The sequence below is a fragment of the Paenibacillus tabacirhizosphaerae genome (assembly GCF_040812395.1).
Classification (GTDB): Bacteria; Bacillota; Bacilli; order Paenibacillales; family NBRC-103111; genus Paenibacillus_E.
This window is the reverse complement of the sequence record NZ_JBFNXH010000006.1, coordinates 45,036-59,642: the sequence shown is the minus strand read 5'-3', so window position 1 is coordinate 59,642 and position 14,607 is coordinate 45,036. Positions and strand designations below refer to the sequence as shown.

Sequence of the window (14,607 nt, the reverse complement as noted above, 5' to 3'; positions counted from 1 at the left end):
GGTCATCGTGTGGAGAGGTCCATTACTTCAAAAGACATGATTAAGTTAGCGGCCATGGAATGTGCGGCATCATGTATGTTAACCGGCTTACATTTATCCGGCATGAATTATCGATATTTTTTATTGGGCTATTGGAATTTGACCTACTATGCAAATACGTTGATGTCTGGAGGCAGCATTCTTCGAAGCGATTTGGAGTATGTGTACGGGATTCAAGTGAAGCCTGTCAATGGGTCTGTAGCAGATATTATCCCGATATTGCACGAGGGCAATTGGGCCATGCTTGAATGCTTAGCTTCAAAGCTACATTTTTTCCCAAAAAACATGCTGGGATTTGAGTCAGAGCACTTTAATCATTTTATTTTAATTCACGGTTTTGAACCAGCAACAAATAGCTTTCTGGTCATTGATCCCATCGCGGATTTCATTGGTGAGATGAGTGAGTCCGAATTAAGGATTGCCAGTGTAGGTCAAGAGGAGATGCATTTCTATGTAAGTTTATCCTCGGAGAGAACAGAAACCCCCTCCCGGGAAAATATCTTCTTGTATCAGGCAAACCTCAACTTGAAAAATTATTGTCTACATGAGAATTCCGGAATCGGAGCGATTCAAATGTTCAGTCGAGCGCTGAGCGAAAGCGTGACGATGAGGTCGGAAGAACTGGATCTATGGATTGAACAAAACAACATTACCGTATCTTCAATATCGAAAACGCGTTCCATCGTATGGAACAATTTCTGTGAACTAAACCTGTTGCAACCGGAAGAAGTGCAGGAGGGCGATGATGCCGTTAATGAAATCGTCAAACTATGGATGACCATTAACTTTTTGTTAATAAAATTAAAACGGAGTCCGTCCAAGCAAACCTTAATAAGCACGATCCAGAAACGACTTGAAGAAGTTGGCCTGCAAGAAAGGGCTTTCCTGGAATTTATCTATAAAAAGGGATGTGTCCTTTGTGCGGTATAGCATCTGTTCAATTTCTTTCCGGCATGAGCTTATTTCCTTTCGCGAGCTGATTCATCTAGCGGCACAAACAGGATTTTCCGGAATTGAATTATGGGGCGTTCATGCTGAGGCCTTGATTCATAAGGAACCTTCTTTGCTGGCTTGTGAATTGGAGGAAATGCGAGGGGCCGGGATTGGCATTTCAATGATTAGTGATTATGTTGAGCTTTTATGCGATACCAGCACTTTTATAGAAAGTAAACACAAGTGGCAGCGATTGATTGATCTTGCCCTATCTTTTCATACGAACAAAATTCGCCTGTTTGCAGGGAACAAATCGAGTACAGCAGCCTCCGAGCAAGATTGGGAGGTTTGCATCCAGAATCTCAAAGAACTGACTCAAATGGCATCAGAATTTGAAATTTTCACAGTCATTGAGACACATCCTCGAACTTTAGCAGACAGCTTGGCATCCACTATGCAAATAATCAGAGAAATCGATCATCCTTTTCTGGGAGTAAATCTTGATTTTTTACATCTGTGGGAAGCGGGCACTGATCCCTTGGAAGCCTATCAGAGGCTTCAACCTTGGGTGCTAAATGTCCATTTGAAAAATGTCCGGAATGCCAATCACTTACATGTTTTCGAACCCGGGAACATTTATTCGCCAAATGGAAATCGTGATGGAATGACCGCCTTGGGTGAAGGAGCGATCTTGTTTGCCCCCCTCATTCAAAACTTAAAAACAGTAGATTTCACGCATTTTGCTGCACTAGAATGGTTCGGCAAAAATCCGTCACAGTATGTAAAAAGGGAAATGAAATGGTTGGAGGACGTTGCGATACAGGCTTCGTTAAATTAGCCACTCATCAGGAGGGTTGGATATGGAAGCGGTAAACATGAGGCAGGATATATATAAATTTGTATTTAGGCTAATGGTCAAATCGCTTTTTAAGCCCAAATTGTTTAAGGTGAAGGAAATTGCCGATTTTTTGATGGAGCCTATGGATTATTGGAGAATTCAGGAAATTCCGCAAGCTCTAAGCTTTATCAAACTGAATGGTTCAAGCGAAAAAGTGCTCGATATCGGAAGTCCTAAACTGTCTTCTCTGTATTTGGCGTCAACCAGCAATTCCAGCATTCATTCGACGGATCTTATCGATTATTTTATTCCTGATTATGAAGAAATAAAAAAACAGTTGAATTTAGTAAACCTGTTCAACGATACGGCAGATGCCACGAAGCTCAAGTATTCAAACGAAGAGTTCGATTATATTTTTTCAATTTCAGTGATTGAACATATTTATGACGATAGTGTTGCCATGAAGGAAATTGCGCGTTGCTTGAAGCCTGGAGGATCCGCAATTTTTACGTTCCCCTACCATTCCGATGCCGTTGATGAGTATCATCATGCCCCCTATTGGTCAAGTGAGGAGGGAATCGTTTTCTATCAGCATCGTTACAATCAAAAGTCATTGGAAGAGCGGATTATTGGGCCATCGGGCCTTCAAACAAAAGAGATTCGATATTTTTCCGAAAAGCCGATGGGGAAGCTTGAATTAAATGACGGTGTGCTGACGGAAAACATTCACAAGATCAAAAGAATTACAGAGTTTTTTAAGAAGATCAAGCTGCCTATTGTACCTAGCCTGATTTCATTTTATTTTTGGAACAAGTATCAATATGCCGTACAGATCCCTGACCAAAATACGAGATGCATTCTTCTTGTTCTTGAGAAGCGTCTATAAAGGAGTAAACAGGCATGCTTAAACTGGATATAAAGCCATTGCATTTGTTTGGCGCCACTTGTTATGAGGATTCCATTATTACAGTGTCAAATTGGTGGAATCGAGAGTATATCTACGGGTTTGCCGAGAGTTGGAGATTCGAATATAGAATGCTGGATCACGATCCGGATGAATTGCTCGGCAATAAAATCAGGTATTCCCGAAGAGTGGAAATGAGCAACTTTAATTTGTATACGGGCATTGAAGTCAAAACGCATCTCATCCAGGATTTCGATGAAGCGCTGGCCAGAATCAAGTCCGAGATTTATGCGGAGAAACCTGTTGTTATTTATATAGACGGTTTCTGGGCGCCATGGGACCACATTTATCAGAAGGAGCATTTCTTATATCATGCTTGCATAGCTGTCGGTATAGATGAAGAAAATGACAAATTGATCTGTATAGATCCATTTCATGGGATAGAAGGCGATGTGGATTTGCCTCTTGATTTTTACCGAAATGGTTTTGGTCCAAACCTTTTAACGTTTCAGGAAATGGAAAATAAGGAAGCTCTCCAAGAAGATTGGCGTGGCCTTATTCAAAAAACGATTTCAAATTTGTATGGCCGCCACGGCATGGGAATCAACACCTTTGCAGCCATCGAGTATTTGGCGGACGAGTTGGAAAATGGCGTTGATTTGTCTAAAGAGTTTGGAAATGTTAACGATATCTGGAGATCTCCGCTCTTTATAAGCATTGAAACGGCCATCATGGGAAGAGTTAAATTTTTAAACCTGATCAGTCATTTGGCAACTAAATTCAAGGTGAATGAACTATTGGCGTTTCATGACCGATTTGAAGTGTGCATCAATAAATGGCAAGTTTTCAAAAACAAGCTATTGAAATTGTATATGATCGATCCAAACGATACGCCGAGTCGGTTGGCCAAGCTCCTGAGAGAGCAGGCGAAGCTGGAAGAAGCCTTAGCGAGCGAACTTATGCAAATTGCAAAGCAAACATCGGATTCAGGTATCACAGCTCCGGCTTCAAATATGGATTTGGCATTGCTTGCAACGGCAACCGCGTCTTCCCACGAACAGCGATATCCCGTCTCTAATATAAACGATGGGTTGTTTTATACGGAATGGCGGGCTAATAACGAGACGGATTCAGCGTGGATTAAGCTTTCTTGGGAATCTCCGCAATGGATGACTACATTCATTATTCGAGATTCAACGTATCAATTCATTAACATTAATAGCGGTATCCTTAGCCTTAGCAATGGCTTTGTTATGGAAGTTCTTGATATTCCAAAGGACGGAACGCCCAAGGAGTTAACCTTCCCCGAACAGGAGATCACTTGGCTGAAATTTCAAACGACAGGAAGCTCCGGGGATTCGGAGAAAGGGGAAGGCCTGAATGGCATAGGGAACAGCGTTAGTATAAGCCAGATTAAAGTTTATTAAGAGGCGAGAGGCAGTGATGTGGTTTGTCCCTAAAAGCTCTTCTTGAATTCTTTGGTGAGCAGTTGTGATGTCAATTAAACTTTACTGCAATCTGCCCAACATTCAATACGAGGCACCCGGATCATTTGAAATTATTCGCAATATTTCACAATATGCTGAAAAATACAATTTTGAGGGTGTTCTGCTTCATTTTAATCACCATATGCTGGATCCGCTGATCTTAGCGACTTTTATTATTCAGCATACTGAAAAATTGAAACCGATTGTCGCCGTTCAGCCTTACTATCAATCTCCGCTGTCTGTCGCAAAAATGATACAAAGCATAGCCTTTTTGTATAATCGCAAAATCATACTGAATGTGATTACCGGAGCAGCCAAAAGTGAACTGGAGCATGTAAGTGATCCATTAGATCACGATGAACGCTATTTGCGCTCGGCTGAGTACATGGATGTTTTGAGAAAATTGTTGAGAAATGAAGAGAGAACCAGCTATAACGGAAAATACTATCATTACCGTTCCATTGATTTAAAACCGGACATCGATCAGCGGTTAACGCCACAAATTTTTGTCGCGGGATCATCTTCAGCAAGCGTACAAACTGCGCTCCAACATGCCGACACCTTTATTACTCATCCGGAGCCAATTCATCAATTTGAGCAAAATTATTCGGAAATCCTGAACAACCATCGAATTCGAAAAGCAATTAAGGTTGGTATTATCGCACGGGAAAACAAAAATGAAGCGTGGGAAATAGCGAGGAACAGATTTAATCCGGATACATTAGGCCGATTATCCATTCTCGCCAAGACGAATTCAGAATCGATTTGGCTGCAAAATTTGGCCAAACTAGGGGTTCATTCTGAAGAATATGATGACGTGTTTTGGATGGGCGGATTCATTAGCGGAAAGGCAAATCATCCTTTATTCGTCGGCAGTTATCAGGATGTTGCGCAATATGTGGCTAAATATGTGAAAAGCGGCATATCAGAATGCATTGTAGGCGGACTAGAGACCGAAAGCGATTTTGCGCATACGCTCGAAGTTTTTAGCCGGGCCGAAAGGCTGCTTGAATAAAAAAGAGGACAAGAACCTAGCCGCAGGCTAGGTTCTTCGTGCCTCATAACAGAGCGGAGAGATTCCGCACGCATCGTGCGGTGCAGCATTTGACAGGATGGAGGTAGAAGATCCGGAAGTGCCACCGCGGTTTGGATTATTGAAATACCGACTCGATCTGCGATAGATCGTCTATTTGCACGGGGGAGCGGAACGTAGGTGCGTTAAGAGGCGGTATTTTCGATTGTAGGGACATTTCGCGGAACTACAGTGCGTTATGAGCAGGTAATGCTGAGTTCTAGGCACAGTTTCGCTCATTTAACGCACCCTAGTTCCTCTTCAGAGGGAGAAAAGCGAGCGTTGCCGTGGAATAAGGCATCGTAGTTCCGTCAATTTCGCTGTGCATGGGGAATAGGCGGTCCGGTTGCAACTCCTCTGTTTTCTCGCGAAGCTTGCGGAGGTGAAATGTATCCGGAATCTTTCTCTTACAGGGGTGTTCATGGATAGGAATACCGAATCGAGGAACGGTTAGGGAAAAGAGAAGAAGAAGGCAGCACAATGTAGCACAGAAAGGGAATGTGTATGAGGTGGAAAAGCGATAGCGTCTGAAACCCCACACCCAATTCCCTCCCCATGCCTGGACGCATGGGTGTAGACAAGAACCTAGCCGCAGGCTAGGTTCTTCGTATTGAACAAGCTTAGCTCAAAGAGGCGGTACTACACAAAATTAGTACTATCACCTTTGGAACAAATGCATACAATGTAATTATGACCAGGTATTAAGAGAAGCCCAAACAATATCAGCTTCATGAGAAAAGTGTCAGGAGGGATCTACCTTGATCAAATGGTTGTTCTACGCTATAGTCAAAATCTTGCTTCCTATCCTGCGTCCCGTTATATTGGCCAGCTTCCGTGTAAGGATCAGCGGCTTGCAGCAGCTGGATTTAACGGAACGTACGGTGCTTATCCCGAACCATGTCTCCTTACTGGACGCCGTTCTGCTGGCGCTCATTTTACCCAAAGAAGTGGCGTTCGTCGTGAACACGAAGATTGCGAAGCGATTCGCTTGGCCGCTGCTCTTCCGGGAGCATATTCCGGTCGATCCGCTCAACCCCTATTCCGTAAGAAAAATGCTTAAAACCGTACAAAGCGGAAAGCCTCTCGTTGTGTTCCCGGAAGGGCGCGTGACAACAACGGGCGGCATGATGAAGGTGTATGGGGGCATTGGTTATATCGCGTTAAGATCGCAGGCGCGGATGGTTCCAATCGCAATTAATGGCTTGGAGCACTCGAAATTATCTTACCTGCGCGGGAAGCTCAACCAGCGTTGGTTCCCAGCTGTCTCGATTGTCATTGGCGAAGCCTTTCAAGTACGGATGACGAGCGAGCAGCGATCCATGCGTATGCAAAAGGAAATGGCTACGGAAGCCATCCGCAGTCGCATGCAGAACCATTTGCTGCAAAGCCGGATGAAGTCTGAGCTTAATTTATTTAATGAATTGCTTATCGCAGCTCAAAAGCACAGCGGATCCTTCCTCATTTGCGAGGATATCGCCAGTGATACTTCGTTAACATATCGCAAGCTGCTGCTCGCCATATATACGATGGCTAATCGGCTCAAGAAGGAGCTCGCCGAACAAGCTCGGGTAGCGGTGTTACTGCCGAATGCCGCCGCGAATGTAATTACGTTATTCTCCTTATTCCGGTTAGGCATAGCACCGGCAATACTCAATTATTCTGCAGGCAAGCAAGCGATGCTGGATGCCTGTGAAACCGCTGCCGTAAAAACAATCATTACGTCAAGGGCGTTCATTGACAAAGCAGGTTTGAGCGATTTTGTCGAAACATCAGCCGGCCCGTATAAGATCATTTACCTGGAAGATATCAAGATGAACTTAACATGGAAAGACAAAGCAGCTGGTTTGTTGCAATATGCCGGCAAAGCAAAGGGACCGATCCACCTTGATAAAAATGATATCATTCTATTTACTTCAGGAAGTGAAAGTAAACCTAAGGGCGTCGTACTGACCCATAGGAATGTGTACGCAAATATTCAGCAGGCGAGGACGGCAATTGCTTTCAACTCGACTGACGTTGTGCTTGGGGCTATGCCCATGTTTCATTCCTTCGGACTGACGGCGGGAACGATACTGCCCCTTCTTTCAGGCATGAAAGTCGTGTTGTATCCGAATCCCTTGCATTACAAGGTCATTCCTGAGATCGTGTACGATCGCAATATTACGATTCTGTTCGGTACTTCGACATTCCTGGCGGCTTATGCCCGAACAGCTCACCCTTACGATTTTGCCTATTCGCTAAAATATGTGGTCGCTGGCGCTGAGAAGCTCAAGGAAGAGGTGCGCCAAGAGTGGTCTGACAAATTCGGCATTCGTATTCTTGAAGGATACGGGACGACAGAAACCGCTCCTGTTGTTTCCTTGAACACGCCTATGCATATGAAAAAAGGAACAGTAGGCCGTATGCTGCCTGGTATGGAATACCGCTTGGAGCCAGTTGATGGGATTGCTCATGGGGGGAATTTGCTGGTGAAAGGCCCCAACGTCATGAAGGGATATTTGATTCATGAACGAGGCTTCGTGCCTTGCCCGGAGTGGTACAGCTGCGGAGATATCGTGGATATCGATGAAATGGGCTTCATCACGATTCAAGCGAGGCTGCAGTCATTCGCGAAAATTGGCGGGGAAAAAATCTCGCTCCCGATGGTGGAAGAGCTCATTGCCGTGGCGTTGCCTCAAGCCGTTTGTGCGGCGGTGAGCGTTCCGGATACGCGCAAAGGGGAACGAATCATCATTTATCATAATGATCCGGCGGCTTCTATCCAGCAAGTGAAAGAATCGATGAAGCAGCAGGGCCATCCGCCCATCTATATGCCTTCGGAGCTGCGATTTATAGAACAGCTACCACTCCTCGGGAGCGGCAAAATCGATTATGTGACGATCAAACAAATCGCATTGCAGGCACACCACTACGAAGAAAACAAGGGAGTCATTTAATATGAAAATGAAGCCGATTCAAACGCTCTATGTGACACAATTTCTTTCCGCCTTTGCTGATAATATGATTCTTTTCATTACGCTGGCGATTATTCAGCAGAAGGCTCTGCCGGATTACTATATTGGCGTCGTTCAGGCTTCATTTCTCGTTGCTTTCGTGGTGCTGGCTCCATTCGTGGGAGCCTTCGCAGATAAGAGGGCGAAGTCGCATGTGCTCCTCGTCGGCAATGCGATCAAAGCGCTCGGCATTATCGCGCTGTTCATGAACATGGATCCTGCAGTGAGCTATGGCATTGTAGGCATTGGAGCGGCGGTCTATTCGCCGGCCAAGTACGGCATTTTGCCCTCGCTTACACATTCTGAGTCTGCTCTTTTACAAGCGAATGCCCGCATTGAAGGTTATACCATAATGGCTATTTTGCTTGGATTCGTTTGCGGAGGGTTGCTGGCTAAGTTTTCGCTTGTTGGCGCTATCCTAGCTTGCTTAGCCCTATATCTCATATCTTTGCTGATGACACTGCAGATACCCGTTATCCAAGGAAATCCGAACATCCGATATCTTCATGAAGCGAAAGTTTTCGTCAAGGATGTTTCAACCCTGCTGCGGGATCGCGCTACTCGTTTTTCGCTAGTAGGCACAGGTTCATTTTGGATGACTTCTTCGGTCGTTCGTCTAGCTATTATTGCTTGGGTGCCTGCTCATTTGGGCATTCAATCCGTTGATCAAATATCGATGCTGGTGGCGGTCACAGGCATAGGCATTATACTCGGCGCACTTCTGACGCCTAAGCTTATACCTCCTGGAAAATACTATAATTCTTATGTTTTTGGACTTTTAATGATTGTAAGTATTCTTCTATTTCCACTAATCACCAATTTGTATGTAACCATAGCGCTTCTTTTGCTAGTCGGTTTCAGTGGCGGTGTGTTCATTGTTCCGATGAATACAGTGCTTCAGAACAAGGGGCAGGGCATGATCGGAGCGGGTAAAACCATAGCGGTTCAAAATCTTCTGGAAAATGCCATGATGCTCGGCGGCGTTGGTTTGTATACACAAATTTCTAAAGCCGGCATCTCTACCGATCTTTCCATAACGGGAATCGCGGCAATACTGGCCGTATTCGTCGGTTACCTTGTCTTACAACGTAAGCAATTACGGTTGGCGTCGGCGTCCTAGTTCGTTAATCTCTTGGTGGCTGGACAGATAACGCTTAGTGCTGCGGGCACAATTTCGATGTCCAGAGGCGTAGACTGCGCGAACTCCCCGTCGGCCTGAATGAGCAGTGGATGATCAGTGCGAAGCTGAATAGAAGTTCCTTTATAAAAAGAAACTGCGGGATGCCCGGTGTGCTTTCCCTGGAATACTGTGAAAAGAATGGGCAGCAGCCGGAAACGGTTCTCGCTTTGAATCACAACCACATCAGCCAAACCATCGTAAGGAGAGGCGGTCGGGCAAATTTGAATATGGCCTCCGTAGAAAGGGATGTTCGCAATTGCCGCAAGCCACATATGAGGAAGCTCGTGAACGATACCATCAACTTCTAGAGTAGCTGTACATGGTTTATAACTTGCAAAAACACGTAAAATGGTAATGAAATAGGAAAGCTTGCCTAGGCCGATCCGGTTCAAAAGCTTTTTGTAGCCGGATTCATTCGTTAATTTGGCGACCATGCCATCAAAACCAGCTCCGATGCTGTTCACCGCAAGCCGGCCATCCTTCATGCGCAGCAGGTCAATGTCGACAGGTGCTTCTGAGAAAGCGAGCTCGAGTGCTTCAAGGGGATCTGGGGGAATTCCATAGGCTTTGGCAAAATCGTTGCCGGTTCCAGCCGGAATAACCGCTAAATGACACGTGGAATCGCTTAAACGACAGGCCTGCCATAATCCCCCTGCTACCTCATGGATCGTGCCATCCCCGCCGATTACAATCATTCTGTCCATTTCGCTATGATTTTCTAGGAGTGTCTTCGCGATTTGACCAGCATCTCCAGCTTGAGATGTCACTGCAGCAGCGTAACGAATGGACTTCTTTTGAAGTGCGTATTGAACTTCTTTCCATATGTCAGATCCTCTCCCATCACCTGAAAGCGGATTCACAATAATGCCTATCATGAAACTCCTCCTAACGTAAGCGCTTTATCCTCCTTGAAGGGAGGTGGAAGTGCTTTTTTTCTTGATGCAGCGCGGTTTATGTCGATTTTTAGCTTTACAGAAATGCTTCGTTTTTGTAAAATAAACCATAGGTAAATTATTCTAATTCAATGTTAGTTTTTATATCACCAAATATGAGATGAGATAGTTTTCTTTCGACTGAATAAGGCAGGCGTCAGATTAACTAATCAGGAGGAGAACTGTCGATTTGAAAACGAAACGGAAGTTGAACTTGAACCTAGAGTCACTTGATGGTTTAAAGAACGTGAAAGTAAATATGTCGTTTCTGCGCAACCTGAAGCTTCGTTATAAATTACTGTACATGAATGCTATTGCTATTTTATTTTTGCTCATCGTAGGGATTACAGGTTATCACTACATGGATAAAATGGCTGGCAATTCTACTAAAATGTACGAGGAAAGTCTGCTGTCTGTCAAATGGATTCATCAGTTGAAGGCGAATTTTAATGAAACTGAAGCTAATTTGCTGGAAATGATGCTGACGACAGATACGAAATATAAAACAAACTTGAAAGATCAATTGGCCGCAAACATTACAGCTAATCATGATTTGGTTACGAAATTGAGCGGAATTCCAATGAATAAAGAGGAAGATGACGCGTTTAAAAAATTCGATGAGCTCAATGCCCAGTATCGTGACGTTAGCGCGACGGCGATTGAACATGCAACTCAAAATAACCAGGTTGCTTATCAAATATATAGTCTTCAGGTCTCGCCTCGGGGAAACCAAACCATTGCAGCGCTGGATGTTTTGGTTAATCTTAAGGAGTCTGCGGCAGAGCAATTTGCCAAAAGCAACACCAGCGATTCACAAGTTTCCCACTTGGTTATCGTGATAACGATTATATTTGCTTGCCTTGTTCTTACGATGAATGCATTGGCATTAAATTTGATCATAACGAATCCAATCCGGCAGTTGCAGAAGCTTATGGAGAAAGCGGCAGGTGGAGATTTATCTGTCAAAGGCGACTATCCGTATGAAGATGAAGTGGGCAAACTGATGGGTTCCTTTAATGTAATGACGGAAGGGCTGCGTAATTTGGTTGTTCAGATTGCGAATAATGCCATAACACTTTCGGCTAGCTCTGAAGAGCTTCTTGCGAGTTCCGAGCAAAGTTCGAATGCGGCAAGTCAGGTTGCCGCGTCCAGCCAACAATTGGCTGAAGATTTTGAAAGGCAGTTTGCTGGTGTTACTAGGGCCAACGAGGCTGTGGCGCAAATGTTGTCGAGTACAAAACAAATCGATGAGTCCGTGCAAGAGGTTACGGTGTTGGTTGAGCAAGCAACCTCTGCGGCTCTTAATGGGAAACAGTCTGTTGTTTCCATTGTAGGTCAAATGAACGAAATTTCGAATTCCGTCACAGAAGTGAACGGTGTAGTGGCTGAACTTGGTCAAAATGCACATAAAATCGGGAAAATCGTTAACATCATAAATGAAATCGCCTCACAAACTAATTTGCTCTCATTGAACGCCGCTATCGAAGCAGCGCGAGCAGGCGAGGCGGGGCGCGGATTTGCAGTTGTTGCAGGCGAAGTTCGGAAATTGGCGGAACAGTCATCGACCTCAGGCCGTGACATTACGAATCTGATATCAACCATTCAACAACAAATTAATCACGCTGTTACCTCGATGCATATTGGAGCCAGCAAAGTAGAGGAAGGCCTAGTCATCTCCGCGCATGCGGAGGAATCGTTTAACCATATTGAGACTTCCGTTGATAAAGTGAATGCCAAGGTTGACACTGTGAATCAAGCGATTCATCATCTTGTCGGCGCAAACGTGCGTATTGAAGAGGTGATGACCGTCGTTAGTGCTGTTTCGGAGACTGGCATCAGTGTGAGTCAAGAGACTTCGGCTGCAAGCGAGGAGCAAATGGCAACGACCGAAGACATCGAAAATTCGGCAAAATCGTTGGCTGGATTAGCGGAAGAGCTGCAGCAGTCGCTGCAGAAATTTAAGGTTTGAAAAGAGCCGCGGGCGATGCCCGCGGTTTTTTGCAGGTTATAGAATGTATATGTTGCTTTAAGGGGAGCAAGCTTGGTTTGGAGAGATGGTGCTGTAAGCGGTTCACCGAACTCATTGGATTCTTTGAAAGCGTTATCATGAGCGGGCTAGCGGAACTACGGTGCGTTATGGCTAGTCATAATGGCTTGAATGGGTATTTCGCGGAACTGCAGTGCGCTATGCATCGGAAAATAGGAGTTTCACGCTAGTAATTACCTGTTTAACGCATCATAGTTCCTCTCCATGGTAAAAAAACAGGGAGTTCAAAGAGATAACGCACCGTAGTTCCGTCGTTACATCTGGGTGATAACCCATGATAGAAAGAGAAGTGGAAGGCAGCTCAAAGTAGAACAGAAGTGGGACTGAGACTGGGGGTGGAGAAGCGTTAGCGCCCGTATTTGAAATTGTCGGCCCCCCCATTCCCGATCCACTCCCCGTGCGCCAACATATGGTTTATACCAAGGATGCGGCAGACTTTTTTCTTGCAGAGCGTGCCTAGCCAAGCTAGGCACACATGGCCGGTGAAAGCCCCGTCGAGGTGATAGCCGAGCCGCTTCGTAGCTGACAGGCAACTGATGGAGAGATCCTTGGGCTGAAGCCTTGTGACAAAGCATCCCTAAGAAGGGAGCGAGCAAATCAGCAGGCCGTATTATGTAGTGAATCCTGACAGACGACGGACACGGAGGCGAAATGCTTGGGGACCCAATGAGAGTGAGGGGTTGTAATATGGCCCTTTAACTCCAAGCCTTTGGTCTGGCAACCCATTGACTTTGGTCGGGCTTGTTCCCCCTGCCCGGGATGGTTGTGGTGCCGGTTCTTTTGTCTTATTTTATTAAGGAATGAACAAAAAAAGGGGGATCGAACGAATGAAAAGCATACGGCGCATTGCTATTTATATATGCATGTTGACTTTTGCAGTAGGTGGAATCGGTTCGATAGGTTTTATTAATACGATGAACGACTCCATGTCGCTTTATGAAAATCAGACATTAGTTCCGGCGCAACAAGTGCTGCCTCCAACCTATGATCCAAATAAGCCGACGGTGGCGGTTTTACTTGCAAACGAAGTCACGGAGGTCTTTGATTTTCTTGTGCCGTATGAGATTTTTGCGATGACAGAAGCTTATAATGTCGTTGCCGTTGCCCCAGACAGAAATGTAAAGTCTTTAACGGGCGGACTGGATGTGGTACCGCACCATTCTTTTGCGGAAATGGATCAAATTTTAGGTAAAAGTCCTGACATCATCGTAATCCCTTATATGCCCATCTTGGACGAAAAGAAGTATCAACCCGTCCGAGAATGGATCAAGAAAAATTCTGGCAGCAAAACTACCTTAATAACGATCTGTAACGGTGCAGAAAATCTAGCCGAAACCGGATTACTGAACGGTAAATCGGCAGCGACGCATTGGGGGGATATTGGCAGGCTCGAAAAAAAATATCCGCAAACACATTGGGAAAGAGACCATCGGTACGTAGCCGACGGGAATGTCGTCTCTTCAGCGGGTCTTACATCGGGTATTGATGCAGTGCTCTTTGTCATATCAGAGCAACTTGGCGAAGCTATGGCGGCTAACGTAGCGAAACAACTCAACTACCCTTCGTACGGGTTTGTTCAAAATCCATACATGACGCCCTATTACGCGGGGCTTAGCGACATTGATTATGTAGTAAACAATGCTTTTCAGTGGAACAAGAAAAAGGCAGGAGTACTTCTTTATAACGGTGTAGACGAGGCAGCTTTAGCTTCTGTATTCGATACGTACTCTGCCTCGGGTACGACGAATACGATAACCGTCTCGAGCGCGGATAAACCGATTATGAGTAAGTACCGCTTGAACCTGATTGCCAGATATCAAATTGCGCATGCTCCGGGATTGGATAAAATGATCGTAGCCGGTACCGAAGCACAATCGCTTGCCGCGGGCGACATCCAACAATGGAAAGACACTTCTAAGAGTGCGGAGACTCTATTATTGCACAGGAATGAACCGGCACAATTCGCTATGGCGCCTGCATTAGAGGATTTGGCAAAGCAAGAAGACGTTCGCACGGCCTCGTTTGCTGCGAAACGATTGGAATACCGCGCCACGGGACAACTCAAACTTGAAGGAAGCCCCTTTTCATATGAAGCCTACGGGAATTTGCTTTTGGTTGGCGTAATTTCGCTATGTATCGCTTTACTGATCGATAGACGGTTTATTCGAAAGCGTAAATAAAC

The 14,607-nt window shown here is 45.1% G+C and carries 10 protein-coding genes; 9 read left to right on the top strand and 1 reads right to left on the bottom strand.

Annotation, left to right across the window (positions count from 1 at the left end):
* The first annotated feature begins 9 nt into the window (after positions 1–9).
* The 7 genes from ABRS97_RS12750 to lplT all read left to right on the top strand — a co-directional run bounded on the left by ABRS97_RS12750 (position 10) and on the right by lplT (position 9,386).
* Positions 10–969, top strand: coding sequence for a hypothetical protein (locus tag ABRS97_RS12750; protein WP_367814373.1), 960 nt, complete (start codon positions 10–12; stop codon positions 967–969).
* Positions 959–1,810 carry a sugar phosphate isomerase/epimerase family protein gene (locus tag ABRS97_RS12745; protein ID WP_367814372.1) on the top strand — a complete coding sequence of 284 codons (852 nt, stop codon included), beginning with the start codon at positions 959–961 and terminating at the stop codon, positions 1,808–1,810. Before ABRS97_RS12750 ends, ABRS97_RS12745 begins: the two co-directional genes overlap by 11 nt.
* A gap of 22 nt (positions 1,811–1,832) precedes the next feature.
* Positions 1,833–2,696, top strand: a complete 864-nt coding sequence (locus ABRS97_RS12740) for a class I SAM-dependent methyltransferase (protein WP_367814370.1) — start codon at positions 1,833–1,835, stop codon at positions 2,694–2,696.
* A gap of 14 nt (positions 2,697–2,710) precedes the next feature.
* On the top strand, positions 2,711–4,141 hold the full coding sequence (locus tag ABRS97_RS12735) for a DUF7402 domain-containing protein (RefSeq protein ID WP_367814368.1): 1,431 nt from the start codon (positions 2,711–2,713) through the stop codon (positions 4,139–4,141).
* A gap of 67 nt (positions 4,142–4,208) precedes the next feature.
* Entirely contained in the window at positions 4,209–5,216 is a 1,008-nt protein-coding gene (locus ABRS97_RS12730; protein ID WP_367814366.1) for an LLM class flavin-dependent oxidoreductase, read from the top strand.
* Positions 5,217–6,031: 815 nt separating this feature from the next.
* Positions 6,032–8,209 carry an AMP-binding protein gene (locus ABRS97_RS12725; protein WP_367814364.1) on the top strand — a complete coding sequence of 726 codons (2,178 nt, stop codon included), beginning with the start codon at positions 6,032–6,034 and terminating at the stop codon, positions 8,207–8,209.
* A 1-nt stretch (position 8,210) separates the two neighbouring features.
* A complete protein-coding gene (lplT, locus tag ABRS97_RS12720; protein ID WP_367814363.1) occupies positions 8,211–9,386 on the top strand; it encodes a lysophospholipid transporter LplT in 1,176 nt (391 codons plus the stop codon).
* On the opposite strand, the gene ABRS97_RS12715 is transcribed toward lplT, so the two are convergent.
* On the bottom strand, positions 9,383–10,321 hold the full coding sequence (locus tag ABRS97_RS12715) for a diacylglycerol/lipid kinase family protein (protein ID WP_367814361.1): 939 nt from the start codon (positions 10,319–10,321) through the stop codon (positions 9,383–9,385). The genes lplT and ABRS97_RS12715 overlap by 4 nt on opposite strands.
* 247 nt (positions 10,322–10,568) lie before the next feature.
* On the opposite strand from ABRS97_RS12715, the gene ABRS97_RS12710 reads away from it, so the two are divergent.
* Both ABRS97_RS12710 and ABRS97_RS12705 read left to right on the top strand, forming a co-directional pair.
* Positions 10,569–12,347, top strand: coding sequence for a methyl-accepting chemotaxis protein (locus ABRS97_RS12710; protein ID WP_367814360.1), 1,779 nt, complete (start codon positions 10,569–10,571; stop codon positions 12,345–12,347).
* 905 nt (positions 12,348–13,252) lie between these two features.
* Positions 13,253–14,605, top strand: coding sequence for a DJ-1/PfpI family protein (locus tag ABRS97_RS12705; protein WP_367814359.1), 1,353 nt, complete (start codon positions 13,253–13,255; stop codon positions 14,603–14,605).
* Positions 14,606–14,607 lie beyond the last annotated feature (2 nt).